At 68.7% G+C, this 16,022-nt stretch carries 12 protein-coding genes and 2 pseudogenes; 8 read left to right on the top strand and 6 right to left on the bottom strand.

What is annotated here, in order from left to right:
- Positions 1 to 12: 12 nt before the first annotated feature.
- Both satS and G6N54_RS12665 read right to left on the bottom strand, forming a co-directional pair.
- Entirely contained in the window at positions 13 to 1,311 is a 1,299-nt protein-coding gene (gene satS, locus G6N54_RS12670; protein ID WP_163790450.1) for a protein export chaperone SatS, read from the bottom strand.
- Between the two features lie 34 nt (positions 1,312 to 1,345).
- Positions 1,346 to 2,176 (bottom strand): alkaline phosphatase family protein, encoded by an 831-nt coding sequence (locus G6N54_RS12665; RefSeq protein WP_163794703.1) that lies wholly within the window; start codon positions 2,174 to 2,176, stop codon positions 1,346 to 1,348.
- A 133-nt stretch (positions 2,177 to 2,309) separates the two neighbouring features.
- Between G6N54_RS12665 and upp the strand changes: the two genes are divergently transcribed.
- A complete protein-coding gene (gene upp, locus G6N54_RS12660; protein WP_163790449.1) occupies positions 2,310 to 3,065 on the top strand; it encodes a uracil phosphoribosyltransferase in 756 nt (251 codons plus the stop codon).
- A gap of 1 nt (position 3,066) precedes the next feature.
- On the opposite strand, the pseudogene G6N54_RS12655 reads toward upp, so the two are convergent.
- A pseudogene (locus tag G6N54_RS12655) lies at positions 3,067 to 4,425 on the bottom strand (phospho-sugar mutase); the annotation flags it as partial.
- Between the two features lie 2 nt (positions 4,426 to 4,427).
- Positions 4,428 to 5,234, bottom strand: a complete 807-nt coding sequence (locus tag G6N54_RS12650; protein WP_232073690.1) for a purine-nucleoside phosphorylase — start codon at positions 5,232 to 5,234, stop codon at positions 4,428 to 4,430.
- 43 nt (positions 5,235 to 5,277) lie between these two features.
- Here G6N54_RS12650 and G6N54_RS12645 point away from each other — a divergent pair, with 43 nt between their 5' ends.
- The 4 genes from G6N54_RS12645 to G6N54_RS12630 all read left to right on the top strand — a co-directional run bounded on the left by G6N54_RS12645 (position 5,278) and on the right by G6N54_RS12630 (position 8,771).
- Positions 5,278 to 5,940 carry a cutinase family protein gene (locus G6N54_RS12645; RefSeq protein WP_163790447.1) on the top strand — a complete coding sequence of 221 codons (663 nt, stop codon included), beginning with the start codon at positions 5,278 to 5,280 and terminating at the stop codon, positions 5,938 to 5,940.
- A gap of 50 nt (positions 5,941 to 5,990) precedes the next feature.
- Positions 5,991 to 7,175: a M20 family metallopeptidase gene (locus G6N54_RS12640; protein WP_163790446.1), complete on the top strand. Its 1,185-nt coding sequence runs from the start codon at positions 5,991 to 5,993 to the stop codon at positions 7,173 to 7,175.
- Positions 7,172 to 8,350 (top strand): amidohydrolase, encoded by a 1,179-nt coding sequence (locus G6N54_RS12635; protein WP_163790445.1) that lies wholly within the window; start codon positions 7,172 to 7,174, stop codon positions 8,348 to 8,350. The genes G6N54_RS12640 and G6N54_RS12635 overlap by 4 nt, the downstream gene beginning before the upstream one ends.
- A gap of 127 nt (positions 8,351 to 8,477) precedes the next feature.
- Positions 8,478 to 8,771: a YbaB/EbfC family nucleoid-associated protein gene (locus G6N54_RS12630; RefSeq protein ID WP_163790444.1), complete on the top strand. Its 294-nt coding sequence runs from the start codon at positions 8,478 to 8,480 to the stop codon at positions 8,769 to 8,771.
- Here the strand turns inward: G6N54_RS12630 and G6N54_RS12625 are convergent.
- On the bottom strand, positions 8,768 to 9,247 hold the full coding sequence (locus tag G6N54_RS12625; protein ID WP_163790443.1) for a gamma-glutamylcyclotransferase: 480 nt from the start codon (positions 9,245 to 9,247) through the stop codon (positions 8,768 to 8,770). The genes G6N54_RS12630 and G6N54_RS12625 overlap by 4 nt on opposite strands.
- A 58-nt stretch (positions 9,248 to 9,305) precedes the next feature.
- On the opposite strand from G6N54_RS12625, the pseudogene G6N54_RS12620 reads away from it, so the two are divergent.
- From G6N54_RS12620 to G6N54_RS12610, 3 genes and pseudogenes are all read left to right on the top strand, one after another.
- Positions 9,306 to 10,798 (top strand): annotated as a pseudogene (locus G6N54_RS12620) (NAD(P)H-quinone dehydrogenase).
- A complete protein-coding gene (locus G6N54_RS12615; protein ID WP_232073689.1) occupies positions 10,791 to 12,515 on the top strand; it encodes a glycerol-3-phosphate dehydrogenase/oxidase in 1,725 nt (574 codons plus the stop codon). The pseudogene G6N54_RS12620 and the gene G6N54_RS12615 overlap by 8 nt, the downstream one beginning before the upstream one ends.
- 28 nt (positions 12,516 to 12,543) lie before the next feature.
- Entirely contained in the window at positions 12,544 to 13,395 is an 852-nt protein-coding gene (locus G6N54_RS12610; protein ID WP_372513204.1) for a pseudouridine synthase, read from the top strand.
- On the opposite strand, the gene G6N54_RS12605 is transcribed toward G6N54_RS12610, so the two are convergent.
- Positions 13,358 to 16,021 (bottom strand): cation-translocating P-type ATPase, encoded by a 2,664-nt coding sequence (locus tag G6N54_RS12605; RefSeq protein WP_163790439.1) that lies wholly within the window; start codon positions 16,019 to 16,021, stop codon positions 13,358 to 13,360. The two genes, G6N54_RS12610 and G6N54_RS12605, sit on opposite strands and share 38 nt — an antisense overlap.
- Position 16,022: the final 1 nt, after the last annotated feature.

Below are 16,022 nucleotides of genomic sequence, written 5' to 3'. Positions count from 1 at the left end.
GCTAATCGCGGCCTATTCACGTCGGAGGCGCGAATCGACGAACTTCTCCAGTTCCTCCCATTCCCGCACCGCCGCCGAATACGGCGACGCGGGCTTGCTCACCGAGCCGGGCTCCAACACATGAGCGATGAGCTTGCCCAGCGGGTTGCCCGGTTCCAAAGCCTTGTCGACGGTGGTTTCCTCGGAGTAGTCACCGATATCACGGAGCAGTTCGACGGCCAGGTCGAGTTGCTCACGATCCACGGCGTCGGGTCCGTCGGCAAAGTCTTCGGCCAGCCCGGACAGCACGTAGATGTTCTCGTCGGTGACCTCCACGGCCAGCGAGCCATCGGTCGCGGCGGTCCGGATGTCGTCGTAGGTGCTCAGATCGGATAGGTCGTGGTCGTGCTCGTCGGCCAGGTAGCGAGCCAGGCTCCGCTCGGAGGTGAACACACTGATGCGCCCGTTGCGGCCTAGGAAGATCGGGCGGTCGTCCAGGTAGCAGCGCAGTGTGTAGAACGTGCCCGAATTCGTCATGATGCGAACCGGGTCGATACCCACCTCCGCCCAGAAGTCCTCGTCGCTGCCGAGTACGACGGTGTCGCCGGGCGCGCGGTCCTCGTCGTCGTCTTCCTCGTCGACCTCGTCTTCGGCTTCGGTCGCCTCGTCGTCGGACTCGTCCTCGGACTCATCGACGGCCTCACCGTCGAGCTCGTCCTCGGATTCTTCGGGGCGTTCTTCGGCCAGTTCCGCGGCGGCTTTCTCCGACGCGGCCTCGTCGACCTCGGGAGTGCTGATGATCTCCTCGATCGCGCCGAGCACGTCGTCCCAGCTGCGCCCGATCACCTCGCCGATCGAATTCCAGCGCTTGGCGCCGGCTTTGCCGGTGAAGTGGTCGATTCCGCCGGAGACGGTGCCGAGGCTGGGGTTGCCGTTGAAGAACTTCGACACCGCCGTCAGCTCACACACCGATCCGATCGACGACACGATCGCCAGGGCGCCGGCCAGCGCCGCCACCGACTCCTCGGTCGGCTTCTCGGCCACCAGCTCCTCGACCGCGACCAGGTCGAATTGCTTGGCCTCGGCGGGTTCGAAGCTGTGCGCGTGCGCCGTGGTCAGCTCCTTCCATGCCGGGTGGTCGGTGAGGTCGTTCTCGGCGCCGGATCGCACGAACGCGACGAGATCGGCGACGCTCTCGAAGACGTACAGGTCGTCCTCGTTGCCCAGGAACGCCTCCCACTCGTCGCCTGAGTCGCGCCAGCGCGGTGCCCACACCGTGTAGCGGTCACCGTCGGACACGCTTAGCCGGATGGGTACGAGGTCAGCAGCCATGCGGCACAGAATAGCGACGGCCGGGGAAGCGGGCCTATCCCGCCCAGATGCTGGCGATCGCCGGAGCGTTGGCCGCGTTGCCCGTCTTGGGCAACGCGTACATCTGCTCGATCGTGGACAGCAGGTTGTAGTGGCTCATCTGCTCGCTGTAGTTGCCCGGTTGGACGTGCGCGCCGTAGATGATCGTCGGGATCTGGTTGTTCTTGCCGCCGTCGTCCTCATCCCAGGTCACGATCAGCAGGCTGTTGTTGGCGATCGCCCAGTTGGCGTAGCCCGACAGCTGGCGATTCAGCCAGGCGTCGCCCTGGGCGATCGAGCCGTCGTGCATGTTGTTGTCGTTGTTGGGGATGACGAACGACACCGTCGGCAGGCTTTCGTAGTTCCCTTGCGGAAACGCGGAGAACGGCACCGAACTCGTGGGCGGCACGTTGGTGAAGTTGGCCCACGGCACATGCTTGCGCGCGTACTTGCCGGCGCTGCACACGGGCGAGCCGACGGCGGGTAGGTCCTCGGAGTAGCCGATGAACGTGTAGCCGGCACCGAGCAATTCGGATCCCAGGTTGGGCGCGTTGCCGGCGTTGATCGGGCACGAATCCTTGGTCACCCCAAAGGTATTGCCGGCAAAGAGCGCCAAGTAGTTCGGTTCGCTCGGATGCGTTTCGGCGAACGACGCGACCATATTGGCGCCGTGGCTGGCAAGGGCGTTGATGAACGGGTTCTGCGGGTGGCCGATGATGTGTCCTTCAGAACGGTTCTCCTCCACCACAATTACGATGTGCGCGGGCCGGGGAAGCGCGGCCGCCGCGGTCACGCGGGGAGCCAACGGGGTCGCCGCCAACCACGTCAGCGCCGCCGCGGCGACCAAGATCAGGGGACGTCGAATCGCGTGAAACACCCGGGGAGCATATGAGCCGACGCGCGGGATCGACGGCAGGCACGCATGGGTGTGAGCGGCACTTTAGCCAACCGAGGTCCGATCGTTATATACCCTCGAACGCATGGATGTGCGAGTAATCGATCACCCGTTGGCCGCGGCCCGGCTGACGGCGCTGCGCGACGAACGCACCGATGCCGCCGGCTTTCGGGCCGCGTTGCGGGCGCTGACGCTGGTGCTGGTGTACGAGGCCACCCGGGACGTGCCGACCGCGCCGGTCAGGATCCGCACGCCCCTGGCCGAGACATTCGGGCGACGGCTGGTCGACCCGCCGCTGCTGGTGCCGGTGTTGCGGGCCGGGCTCGGGATGATCGACGAGGCGCATGCCGCGATTCCGGAGGCCGAGGTCGGCTTCGTCGGTGTCGCCCGCGACGAGGAAACCCATCTGCCCTTCCCGTACATGGAGTCGCTGCCCCCCAAGCTCAAACACCGGCCGGTGATGGTGCTCGACCCGATGCTGGCCACCGGTGGCTCGATGACGTACACCATCGAACTGCTGCAGCGCCGCGGCGCGACGGACATCAGCGTGCTGTGCGTGGTCGCCGCGCCGGAAGGCCTTGCGGCGGTGGAGAAAATAGCGCCCGACGCTCGAGTGTTCACCGCCGCGGTGGACAAGGGGCTCAACAAGGCGGCGTTCATCGTGCCGGGCCTCGGCGATGCGGGGGACCGCCAGTTCGGGCCCCGCGCATTCACCAGCGTTCCATCGCAGCGACCAGCTCCGCTCGCAGCGCGTCGGAGTAAGTCCGGGAAGAAGTCAGATCGTCGGAAGTCGCTCGGCGAATCTCCAAGTAGCACTTCAGTTTCGGCTCGGTCCCGCTAGGCCGTACCACCACCCTGATCGAGGTGTCGGCGTCGCCGGCGGTGAAGATCAGCGCGTCGGCGATGTCGGTGACGGTTGTCGCGAACCCGGCCAGTTGGCTGGGCGGATCGTTGCGCAGCCGCCGCATGAGCGCGGCGGCCTCGTCCGCGTCGGCGACCCGTCGCGGGACCGCCGCGACCGTGTGCACGCCGTAGCGCCGGGCCAGGTCGTCGAGCGCGTCGGGTATCGAACGACCCTGCTGTTTGAGTGCGGCCATCATGTCGCACACCAGCACCGCGGCGCTGATGCCGTCCTTGTCCCGCACCGCGGCCGGGTCGACGCAGTGGCCGATCGCTTCCTCGTAGGCGTAGACCAGGTGGCCGCCGGGCACCTGTGAATCGGCGCGCGCCAGCCATTTGAACCCGGTGAGTGTCTCGACGTGCGCGGCGCCGTGGTGGGCGGCGATGCTTGCCAGCATCCGGGAGGACACGATGGTGCTGGCGACCACCGCGTTGTCCGATCGTTCGTGAGACAGGATGTAATCACCTAGCAGCCAACCGGTTTCGTCGCCGGACAGCATTCGCCATCCGGTCGCGCCGGGGATGCCCACCGCGCACCGGTCGGCGTCGGGGTCCAGGGCGATCGCGACGTCGGCGTCGATGTCGGCGGCCAGCGCGAGCAGGGCATCGGCCGCACCGGGCTCCTCGGGGTTTGGGAACGCGACGGTGGGGAAGTCGGGGTCCGGCGCGTGCTGGGCGCCGACGGTGTGCACCTGGCCGAAGCCGGCGCGATGCAGCGTCTCGACGGCCACCGCGCCGCCGACCCCGTGCAACGGAGTCAGGGCCACCCGCACCGAACCGGTGGCGCGCCGCACCCCGGCCGCGCGTTCGATGTAGCGGGCGACCAGGTCGGTATCCGCGGGCGCCACCGGTGTACGGGCGATCCGGTCGACGGAAGGCGCTGTGGCCATTGCGGTTTCGATCTCGGTGTCGGTGGGGGAAATGATCTGGATGCCCCCGTCGAAGTACACCTTGTAGCCGTTGTCGGCCGGCGGATTGTGCGACGCCGTGATCTGGATTCCGGCGGCGGCATCGGTGTGCCGCACCGCGTAGGCGACCACCGGCGTCGGCACCACTCCCGGCAATAGCAGCACCGAAAAGCCCTCGGCGGCAAATACTTCCGCGGTCACAGTGGCGAAGATCGCCGAGCCGTACCGCGCGTCACGCCCGACGATCACCCGCGCACCGCCCAGGCCGCGATCCGTCAGCACCCGCGCCACTGCCCAGGTGGCACGCGACACCACCGCGACGTTCATGGCGTCCGGGCCGTCGCGCACCGGGCCGCGCAAGCCCGCCGTGCCGAACCGAAGTGGCGGCGTCACTACTAGATCCGGTTGATGATCAGGGCAAGCAGCGCACCGATCCGCGATGCCGATGCGGCCCCGGCGGCCACCACGTCGGCATGGCTCAGCGGGTCGCCGGTGATACCGGCCGCCAGGTTGGTCACCAGTGAAATGCCGAGTACCTCGGCGCCGGCTGCGCGGGCCGCGATCGTTTCGTGCACCGTCGACATGCCGACCAGGTCGGCGCCCAGCGTCCGCAGCATCCGGATCTCGGCCGGTGTCTCATAGTGCGGCCCAGGCAGGCCGGCGTAGACGCCTTCGGTCAGCTCAGGGTCGGCCTCGCGGGCGAGCCGGCGCAGTCGCGGTGTGTAGGCATCGGTGAGATCCACGAACTCCGCGCCGACCAGCGGCGAACGTGCGGTCAGGTTCAGGTGATCGCTGATCAGCACCGGCTGGCCGACCCGCATGTCGGTGCGCAGTCCGCCGGCCGCGTTGGTCAGCACGACGATGCGGGCCCCGGCCGCGCAGGCCGACCGAACCGGGTGCACGACGTGGCTCAGGTCGTGGCCCTCGTAGGCGTGCACGCGTCCGGCCAGCACCAGCACCCGGTGCTCACCGATGCGCACCGACAACAGCTCGCCGGGATGGCCGGCCGCGCGTGGCGGTGCGAAGCCGGGAATCTCGGCCTGGGGCAGCACGACGTCGGGGGAGCCCAGCTCGGCCAGCGCCGGCGACCACCCCGAGCCGAGAACGATGGCGATGTCGTGCTCGTCGACCCCGGTTTGCTCGCGGATGGAATTTGCCGCGCGTCGCGCGAGTTTAAGAGTCTCGGATGCAACGTCGGTCACACTTCGCGAGCTTAGCTTCGCTATATATGTGAGGATCTGCCGCATGAGTTTTGGTAGGCGCCCGGTAGTCGGCGTGCTTGTTGCTGTCGCGGTCTCGGTGGCCGCGCTCGTCAGTGGTCCGGCCCCGAGGGCGAAAGCGGATTGCCCGGACGTCCAGCTGATTTTCGCCCGCGGTACCAACGAGCCGCCCGGCCTGGGCGTGGTGGGTGATGCGTTGTTCGCTGCGCTGCAGCCCACCATGGGCGGCCGCAACTTCGACAATTACGCGGTGAACTACCCGGCCAGCTACAACTTCCTGCAGACCGGCGACGGCGCCAACGACGCCCGTGACCACATTGCCGCGATGACCGACCAGTGCCCCGCCACCCACCTGATCCTCGGCGGCTTCTCGCAGGGCGCGGCCGCGGTCTCGATGCTGGCCGGGGTGCCGCCGCTGGGCAACACCATCGGTGAATTCGGGTCGGCCCCGGCGCTGGACCCCGCGCTGGCCAGCAAGATCAGGGCGGTCGCGGTGTTCGGCAATCCCGGCAATCGGTTCAACACCCCGCTGTCGACGGCCGGGCAGTTCGCCGGCCGCGCCATCGACGAGTGCAGCCCGGGCGATCCGGTCTGCGTGGTCGGCGGTCGCGACCGCGACGCGCATCACGACTACTCGATACCGCCCTACCCCGGCCAGGCGGCCAGCTTCATCGCCGGACGGGTATAGCGCTGGCCGGGGCGGTCCGTCGCGGCGTCGGTCGATGAGATACTGCGAGGATGCCCACCAACACCGCATTGGACTGCGTCGAGGACGCGGTGCGGCGTCGTGGGGGCGATCTTGTCGAGCTCTCGCACGCAATCCATGCCGAACCCGAGCTGGCGTTCGCCGAGCACCTTAGCTGCGCCAAGACGCAGGCACTGGTCGCCGAACGGGGCTTCGAGGTCACCGGAGGCGCCGGCGGCCTGGACACCGCCTTCCGCGCCGACTTCGGCAGCGGACCGCTGGTGGTCGGGATCTGTGCCGAGTACGACGCCCTGCCCGAGATCGGGCACGCGTGTGGGCACAACATCATCGCGGCGTCGGCGGTCGGAACCGCGCTGGCGCTGGCCGAGGTGGCCGACGAGCTCGGCCTGACCGTGGCCCTGGTCGGCACTCCCGCCGAGGAGGCCGGCGGCGGCAAGGCGCTACTGCTTCAGGCCGGCACCTTCGACGACGTCGCGGCCGCGGTGATGCTGCATCCCGGGCCCGCCGACATCGCCGCCGCCCGTTCTCTGGCCCTGTCCGAGGTGGTCGTCGACTACAGCGGCAAGGAATCGCATGCCGCCGTCGCCCCGCATCTGGGCATCAACGCGGCCGACGCCATCACCGTTGCGCAGGTCGCGATCGGCGTGCTGCGCCAGCAACTGGCGCCGGGGCAGCTGGTGCACGGGATCGTCACCAGCGGCGGGCAGGCGGTCAACGTGATCCCCGGCCGCGCGACCCTGCAGTACGCGATGCGGGCGCACGAAATCGATTCGCTGCGAGAGCTGGAAGGCAGGATGTATGCCTGCTTCGCCGCGGGCGCCCTGGCCACCGGTTGCCAATACGAAATCGACACGCCGTCACCGGCATACGCCGAGCTGCGGCCCGACCGCTGGCTGGCCGACATCTGCCGGGAAGAGATGCGCCGGCTGGGCCGGGAGCCGGTGGCGCCGGCATTCGAGGCGGCGCTGCCGATGGGCAGTACCGACATGGGCAACGTGACGCAGGTGCTGCCCGGCATCCATCCGATCATCGGTGTCGAGGCGGGTGGCGCCACGGTGCATCAGCGTGCCTTCACCGCCGCCGCCGGTGGTCCGAGCGGTGACCGTGCGGTCCTCGACGGCGCGGTGATGCTGGCGCGCACGGTTGTCCACCTCGCACAGGACCGGGCCGAACGCGACCGGGTGATGGCCGAGTTGGAACGCCGGGGCGCCCGATGAGCCTGATCGACGCCGCCGAATCCTGGCTGGCCGCCCACGACGACGACCTGGTCGAGTGGCGCCGGCACATCCACCGCTACCCCGAGCTGGGCCGGCAGGAGTACGCCGCCACGCAGTTCGTCGCCGAGCGGTTGGCCGACGCGGGCCTGAACCCGAAGGTGCTTCCCGGCGGTACCGGGTTGACGTGTGATTTCGGCCCCGATAACGGACCCCGGATCGCGCTGCGGGCCGACATGGACGCGCTGCCGATGGCCGAGCGGACCGATGCGCCGTACGCCTCGACGATGCCGAATGTCGCACACGCCTGCGGGCACGACGCGCACACCGCGATCCTGCTGGGCGCCGCGCAGGCGCTGGCGTCGGTGCCCGAGCTGCCGGTCGGGGTGCGGTTGATCTTTCAGGCGGCCGAGGAGCTGATGCCCGGCGGTGCGATCGACGCGATCGCGGCCGGAGCGCTGAGCGGGGTGTCCCGGATTTTCGCGCTGCACTGCGATCCCCGGCTGGAGGTCGGCAAGGTCGCGATCCGGCAGGGCCCGATCACCTCGGCGGCCGACCACGTCCACATCACGCTGTACTCGGCGGGCGGGCACACCTCGCGGCCCCACCTGACCTCCGACCTGGTGTACGGACTCGGCACGCTGATCACCGGCGTGCCCGGAGTGCTGTCGCGGCGGCTGGACCCTCGCAACGGCACCGTCCTGGTATGGGGCGCGGTCAACGCCGGTGTGGCCGCCAATGCGATCCCGCAAAACGGCCAGCTGTCCGGCACCGTGCGCACCGCCAGCCGGCACACCTGGCTCGAGCTCGAGGAGATCATCCGTCAGGCCGTCGACGCGCTGCTGCTGCCGCTGGGGATCGAACACACGATTCAGTACCGGCGCGGGGTGCCCCCGGTGGTCAACGAGGAGGTCTCGACCCGCATCCTTACCCACGCGATCGAGGCCGTCGGGCCCGACGTGCTGGCCGACACCCGGCAGTCCGGCGGCGGCGAGGACTTCTCCTGGTATCTCGAGGAGATCCCCGGCGCGATGGCGCGACTGGGGGTGTGGCCGGGCGAGGGCCCGCAGCTGGACCTGCACCAGCCGAACTTCGATCTCGACGAGCGCGCGCTGGGCGTCGGAATGCGCGTGATGGTCAACATCGTCGAGCAGTCGGCCGGTTTCTCCGAGGCGTAGACCGCGCCCCCAGCGCATCCCGGTGGGGCATCAGATGTAGGTCTTGCACGCAGCGTAGTCGGCTGTCTACACTGCGTGCTATCGCACTGTAGACAGTCGACTACAGTCCAGGATTCAAGGACGACGAATGGCGACCGAGACCCAAGACGCGTTGCGTCACGCACAGCACATTCAATTCAGGGGCACCGACGAGGCCCACACCGTCGCCGTCACCGTCGACGGACGCCAACGGCTCACCGGCCTGCAGATCAAGGACGGCCTGCTGCGGCTGGGCGCCGACACGGTCGCGCAACGCATCAACGAGGCGATTCTCGAGGCGCAGGCAGACGCCACAGTGGCCGACGGGGCGGCTCAGGAACGGCTGTTCGACTTGATGGACGACGCCGCCGGTTCCCTCAAGGATGTACTGGACTTCGCCTAAGCCGAAGTCCCCGGGCCGATGTTGCGGGCCGGGCGCGTCCGCAGGTCGTGCACGTACTCCTCCGGCGCACCGGCGATTTCGGCCGCGTCGGCCATCACACCGAGGTAGCGCGCTGACGGCAGCCCGCCCTCCCAGGCGTCGACCACGTACAGCCACGCCAGCACCGGATCGGTGGTGGTGTCCGACGAAAGCCGCTCCACCCGGCATCTGATCTTCTTGTGGATGCCGAACTCGGAGCCCTCCCAGTGGTCCAGGCTCATCTCGTCGGCCGGCGTCATGTCGTAGAGCACCACGAACACCTTGGCTTCGGGATCCTCGACGACACTGGCCAGCGCGCCTTCCCAGCCGATGTCTTCGCCGCCGAAGGTCAGCCGCCACCCGTGCAACCAGCCCGTTCCCGCCATCGGGGAGTGGGGTGCACGCTTTTGCATCTGCTCGGGATGCATGTTCGACCCGTAGGCGGCGTAGAGCGGCACGGGTGAAAGCTTAAACGGCGAAATGCGAGGGGTGTCGCAGTCCGGATAGGTTAGGGCTGTGGTGACCCGCATCGTGATCATCGGGGGAGGGCCTGCCGGTTACGAGGCGGCGCTCACGGCAGCGGCGCGTGACGCCCACGTCACCGTCATCGACTCTAACGGCATTGGCGGCGCCGCAGTGTTGTACGACGTGGTGCCGTCGAAGGCGTTCATCGCCTCCACCGGGGTGCGCACCGAACTGCGGCGTGGGCCCAGTCTCGGCTTCCACGTCGACATCGAAGCCGCCAAGATCTCGCTGCCCGACATCCACCAGCGCGTCAAGCGGCTCGCCGCCGAGCAGTCCGCCGACATCAAGGCACAGCTGCTCAGCGCCGGGGTCGACGTGGTTGAGGGCAAGGGCGAGTTGGTGGACAACGCCCCCGGTCTCGCCACCCATCGTGTGCAGGCCACCGCGCCGGATGGTGCCACCAGCACCTACGACGCCGATGTGGTGCTGATCGCCACCGGTGCCAGCCCCCGCGAGCTGGCGACCGCGCGGCCCGACGGCGAACGCATCCTGACTTGGCGACAGCTTTACGACCTCGATTCGCTACCCGACCACCTGATCGTGGTGGGCTCCGGTGTCACCGGTGCCGAGTTCGTGCATGCCTACACCGAACTGGGCGTCGACGTGACGGTCGTCGCCAGCCGCGACCAGATCCTGCCGTACGAGGACGCCGATGCCGCCGAGGTGCTGGAGCGCATCTTCGCCGAGCGTGGCGTCAAGCTCGTCAAGAACGCCCGCGCTGACTCGGTGACCCGCACCGAGTCCGGCGTGCTGGTCAAGCTGGCCGACGGCCGAACCGTCGAGGGCAGCCACGCGTTGATGACGATCGGGTCGGTGCCCAACACCAGCGGTCTCGGCCTGGAACGCGTCGGCATCGAGCTGGGGCCGGGCAACTACCTGAAGGTGGATCGGGTGTCCCGCACGCAGGTGTCCAACATCTATGCCGCCGGTGACTGCACCGGGCTGCTGCCGCTGGCCTCGGTCGCCGCCATGCAAGGCCGCATCGCGATGTGGCACGCGCTCGGTGAGGCCGTCACCCCCATCCGGTTGCGCACCGTCGCCGCCGCGGTATTCACCCGGCCGGAGCTGGCCGCGGTGGGAGTCCCGCAGTCCGCCATCGACGCCGGGACGGTGCAGGCCCGGACGATCATGTTGCCGCTGCGGACCAACGCCCGCGCCAAGATGTCCGGACTGCAGCACGGGTTCGTGAAGCTGTTCTGCCGCCCCGCGACCGGCGTGGTGATCGGCGGCGTGGTGGTGGCACCGATTGCCTCGGAGCTGATCTTGCCGATCGCCATGGCCGTGCAGACCCGGCTGACCGTGAACCACCTGGCGCAGACGCTGGCCGTCTACCCGTCGCTGTCCGGCTCGATCACCGAGGCCGCTCGTCGCCTGATGGCGCACGACGATCTGGACTGACGGCAGGCCCGGAAATGCCCGACGAACTAGCCTTGGTGGAGCACCCTCTACTGACGAGTAACCGAGGAGCCATTGGTCGTGAATGATCCGGTTTCCAACTTGGGACCGCAGCAACGCGCGGCGGCTTGGGAGCGCCTGGGCAGTGAGCAGTTCGACGTGGTCGTCATCGGCGGCGGGGTGGTGGGCTCCGGGTGTGCGCTGGACGCCGCCACCCGCGGGCTCAAGGTCGCCCTGGTGGAGGCGCGCGACTTCGCCTCGGGAACGTCGAGCCGCTCGTCGAAGATGTTCCACGGCGGACTGCGCTACCTCGAACAGCTGGAGTTCGGGCTGGTGCGCGAGGCGCTGCACGAGCGCGAGCTGTCGCTGACCAGGTTGGCGCCGCATCTGGTCAAGCCGTTGCCGTTCCTGTTCCCGCTGACCCACCGCTGGTGGGAGCGGCCCTACACCGCGGCGGGCATCTTCCTGTACGACAGCCTGGGCGGCGCGAAATCCGTTCCCGCACAAAAGCATTTGACCCGCGCCGGGGCGCTGCGGTTGAGCCCGGGCCTGAAGCGCAGCTCGCTGATCGGCGGGATCCGCTACTACGACACCGTCGTCGACGACGCCAGGCACACGATGACGGTCGCGCGCACCGCCGCGCACTACGGTGCGGTGGTGCGGTGCTCCACCCAGGCGGTCGCGTTGCTGCGGGAGGGCGACCGGGTGATCGGGGTGCGGGTGCGCGACTCCGAGGACGGCTCGGTGACCGAGGTGCGCGGGCACGTCGTGGTCAACGCGACCGGGGTGTGGACCGACGAGATCCAGGCATTGTCCAAGCAGCGCGGGCGTTTTCAGGTGCGCGCGTCCAAGGGCGTGCATGCGGTGGTGCCGCGGGACCGGATCGTCAGCGATGCCGCGATCATCCTGCGTACCGAGAAGTCGGTGATGTTCATCATCCCGTGGGGCGGCCACTGGATCATCGGGACCACCGACACCGACTGGAATCTCGACCTGGCTCACCCGGCGGCCACCAAGGCCGACATCGACTACATCCTCGGCACGGTCAACACGGTGCTGGCCACCCCGCTCACGCATGCCGACATCGACGGGGTGTACGCGGGGCTGCGGCCGCTGCTGGCCGGGGAGAGCGAGGAGACCTCCAAGCTGTCCCGGGAGCACGCCGTCGCGGTGCCCGCGCCCGGCCTGGTCGCCATCGCCGGCGGCAAATACACCACCTACCGGGTGATGGCCGCCGACGCGATCGACGCCGCGTCGCAGTTCGTTCCGGCCCGGGTGGCGCCGTCGATCACCGAGAAGGTCAGCCTGCTGGGGGCCGACGGCTACTTCGCGCTGATCAACCAGGTCGAGCACGTGGGCGAACTGGTGGGCCTGCACCCGTACCGGGTTCGTCACCTGCTGGATCGCTACGGCTCGCTGATGGACGACGTGCTGGCACTGGCCGCCGATCGTCCCGAATTGCTGACTCCGATCAAGGATGCGCCGGGCTACCTGTTGGTGGAGGCGCTGTACGCCGTCGCCGCCGAGGGTGCCCTGCACCTCGAGGACATCCTGGCCCGCCGGATGCGGATCTCCATCGAATACCCGCACCGCGGCGTGGATTGCGCGCGCGAGGTCGCCGAACTGGTGGCTCGGGTGCTGGGGTGGAGCGCCGGGGACGTCAATCGCGAGGTCGCCAACTACACCGCGCGGGTGGAGGCCGAGATTCTGTCGCAGGCTCAGCCCGACGATGTGTCGGCCGACGAGCTGCGGGCCAGCGCGCCCGAAGCGCGCGCCGAGATTCTCGAGCCGGTTCCCCTCAATTGAGTCTGCGGTGAGGCCCGCACCGCTGCCGGTGCGCGACGGATTGGGGCCGGCGCGGGTGCGGCTGCACGGCGGGGCGGTGCTGGCCGAGCTGACCACCCGGTTCGGCGAACAGGCCCGGGCCAAGGTCCTGTCCGGGGAGGTCGTCGACGCCGACGGCGCGGTGATCGACGCGGCGACCGTGCTGCCCGCCGGCGCCAGCGTCTACCTCTACCGCGACCTGCCCGACGAGGTACCCGTCCCGTTCGACATCCCGGTGCTGTATCGCGACGATGACATCGTGGTCGTCGACAAGCCGCACTTTCTGGCCACCATGCCCCGGGGCAGCCACGTCGCGCAGACCGCGTTGGTGCGGCTGCGCAGGGAGCTGGGACTGCCCGAGCTCAGCCCCGCCCACCGGCTCGACCGGTTGACGGCCGGGGTGCTGTTGTTCACCGCCCGGCGCGAGGTGCGCGGTGCCTACCAGATGCTGTTCGCCCGCGGCGCGGTGCGCAAGACCTATCTGGCCGGGGCGCCCGTCGATCCGGACCTGGAGCTGCCCCGGGTGATCGTCAATCGAATCATCAAGCGCCGCAGCCACTTACAAGCCGTCATCGAGCCGGGTGCGCCGAATGCCGAGACGTTGGTCGAACTGTCCGCGCCGGGTCTTTACCGGCTGACGCCGCGGACCGGGCGCACGCATCAATTGCGGGTGCACATGGCGTCGCTGGGCCTGCCGATCATCGGAGACCCGTTGTACCCCAAGGTGATCGATGTGGCCGCCGACGACTTCAGCACCCCGCTGCGATTGCTGGCCCAGCGCATCGAGTTCGACGATCCCTTCACCGGGATACGACGAATGTTCCTCAGCCGCCGCACAATTGATGGTTTCGACGCAAGATGATCTTGCGAATCTCGCTGACCCACAGCACCGTGCTGGACGCGGCCACGCACACCAACCACTGGCTCAAAGACAGCGGCTCGGTGGTGAAGGCCGTGTTCAGGAACGGCAGCTGCACCACCGCCACCTGAAGTGCGGCCGAGAAGACGATCGCCGCCCACAGCCAGCCGTTGGCGCCGAGACCGCGGAACGCCGATTGCGTCTCGGAGCGCGCGTTGAGGGTGTTGAACAGCTGGGCGAGCACCAGCACGGTGAAGCCGGCGGTGCGGGCGGTGTCGATCGACGACGGCATCGGGCCGCCCGGGACGTACAGGTGGATGGTGAACAGTGTCGCCGCGGCGACGGACGCCCCGATCACGATGATGTTGTTCCACATTCGCCGGTCGATGACCCGCTCGGAGACGGCGCGGGGTGGTTGGCTCATCAGGTCTTCGGTCTGCGGATCCGCGCCCAATGCCAGGGCCGGTGCGCCGTCGGTGAGCAGGTTGATCCACAGAATCTGGGTGGCCAGCAGCGGCAGTGCCACGGTGTGCGCCTGCGACAGCCCGATGGCACCGGCCAGCACCGCGCCGAAGAAGACGGTCAGGACTTCCCCCATGTTGGAGGACAGCAGATAGCGCAGGGACTTCTTGATGTTCGAGAAAATGCCTCGACCTTCGCGAATGGCCCGCACGATCGTCGCGAAGTTGTCGTCGGCCAGGATCATCTTCGCCGCTTCCTTGGCGACGTCGGTGCCGCTGCGGCCCATGGCGATGCCGATATCGGCCGATTTGAGCGCCGGCGCGTCGCTGATGCCCTCCCCGGTGACCGCCACGATTTCGTGGTCGGACTGCAGCGCGGCGATGATGCGCAATTTCTGGGCGGGATCCAGTTGGGTGTATTGCGAGTGCCGGCGCACCGTTTGCCGGAGCTGATCGTCGTCGAGACCGGCGATCTCGGCGCCGGATACCGCCGACTCGTCGTCTGCGATCCCCAACTCGCGGGCGATCCGCGCCGCGGCGCGTGGCTGATCGCCGGTGATCATCACGACTCGGACTCCGGCGCGGTGGGCGTCGGCGATGGCCGTGGCCGCTCCCGGTCGGGGAGGATCGGTGATGCCGACCATGCCCACGTACGTCAGCGGCCCGTCGGGCGCCGGACAGGCCACCGCCACGGCGTGCAGCGCGTCGCCGGTGAGCCGCTGGGCGTCGCGCCGGATCGTCGCCCTGCTGGAGTCGTCGAGCGGTTCGAGTCGATCACCGATCCTCAGGTATGTGCAACGCTCGAGCACCGTGTCGGGATCGCCCTTTGTCGCGCTGGCCGGCATGCGCTGCGATCGGGTGCCGAACTTCGTCCGCGCGACCGAGAAGGCCGCCTCGACGGGATCGCCCGCGGCGAGCGGGCGTCCGTCCTGTTCTCGAAGCACCTCGTCGCTGTCCTGGCCATTGTCACCGAGCACCAATGCCGTTTGACGCCAGAGGCTTTCACCCTCTCGCAGCGGCGCTCCGTCGTGCTCGAACCGGCCTTCGGGCCGGTATCCGTCTCCCGTGACCGTCACCTCCCCGACCGGGGTTAGGACTCGGACGATGGTCATCTCCCCGGTCGTGAGGGTGCCGGTCTTGCCGGAGCACACCACCGAGGCCGATCCCAGGGTCTCCGCCGACGAGAGTTCCTTGACGACGGCGTTCGCGTCGGCCATTCGCCGCGTTCCGAGCGCGAGCACGAGCGACATGATCGCCGGCAGCCCCTCCGGAACGGCAGCCACGGCCAGCGAAACGCCGAGCAGCACCGCCGTGATCACATCGTGGACGCTGTGGATACCGAAGACCAAGAAAATGCTCGCGATCACCACGACGCCGAGCACCAGCACCGCGATCCCGAGAACACGGCTGGCCCAGGCGATCTCGCGCTGCAGCGGCGTCGCAGCGTCGTCGACGGTTCGCACCAGGCTCGCGATTTGACCCGTCCGCGTTCCCATCGCTGTGGCTGTCACCACCGCTCGCCCGACACCTTTGGCTACCGCCGTGCCCTTGAACACCATATTCACCTGCTCCCCGAGCGTCGTCGGCTCGGCCCGGGTTCGTGGGTCTTTACGGACAGGTTCGCCCTCCCCGGTCAGGGCGGCCTCGAGCACCTCCAGCCCGTCCGCCGAAAGCAGTCGACCGTCGGCGGCCACGGCATCGCCCTCCGCCAACAGCAGCACGTCACCGGGCACCACTTCGCGTGCGGCAACCCTGCATTCGACCCCATCGCGGACGACGGTGGCGGTGGTAGCGGTCATCCGGGCCAGGGCATCGACGGCATGCTCGGCATGGGCCTGCTGGCCATAGCCCAGGGCGGCGTTCAACACCAGGATCACGCCGATCACCAACGCATCGACCGGCCATTCGTCGGCCCCGTCGACAGCCCAAACCACAAGGGAGGCAAGGAGGGCGGTGAGTAGCAGGTAGATCAACGGACTACGGAACTGGCCGAGGATCTTTTTCCACCCCGGTACCGAGGCGGCAAGTTCGATGTCGTTCGGCCCGGCGACGACCAGTCGGCGAGCCGCCTCGTGCGCGTTCAGTCCGGTTTCGGCATCGGTTCGGAGGTTCTCGACGACGACCGACGTATCCAGCAGCGCAGGATCGGGCTCGCCCACAGCGCGCATA

This window comes from Mycobacterium stomatepiae (assembly GCF_010731715.1).
Taxonomy (GTDB): Bacteria; Actinomycetota; Actinomycetes; order Mycobacteriales; family Mycobacteriaceae; genus Mycobacterium; species Mycobacterium stomatepiae.
This window is presented reverse-complemented; position numbering and strand designations above follow the sequence as displayed.

Excerpts from the sequence above, each read along its gene's own strand:
- G6N54_RS12630 (WP_163790444.1), top strand. The coding sequence starts at position 8,478 with ATGGCGACCGAGACCCAAGACGCGTTGCGTCACGCACAGCACATTCAA.
- upp (WP_163790449.1), top strand. The coding sequence starts at position 2,310 with ATGGATGTGCGAGTAATCGATCACCCGTTGGCCGCGGCCCGGCTGACG.
- G6N54_RS12640 (WP_163790446.1), top strand. The coding sequence starts at position 5,991 with ATGCCCACCAACACCGCATTGGACTGCGTCGAGGACGCGGTGCGGCGT.
- G6N54_RS12605 (WP_163790439.1), bottom strand. The coding sequence starts at position 16,021 with ATGCGCGCTGTGGGCGAGCCCGATCCTGCGCTGCTGGATACGTCGGTC.
- satS (WP_163790450.1), bottom strand. The coding sequence starts at position 1,311 with ATGGCTGCTGACCTCGTACCCATCCGGCTAAGCGTGTCCGACGGTGAC.
- G6N54_RS12635 (WP_163790445.1), top strand. The coding sequence starts at position 7,172 with ATGAGCCTGATCGACGCCGCCGAATCCTGGCTGGCCGCCCACGACGAC.
- G6N54_RS12645 (WP_163790447.1), top strand. The coding sequence starts at position 5,278 with ATGAGTTTTGGTAGGCGCCCGGTAGTCGGCGTGCTTGTTGCTGTCGCG.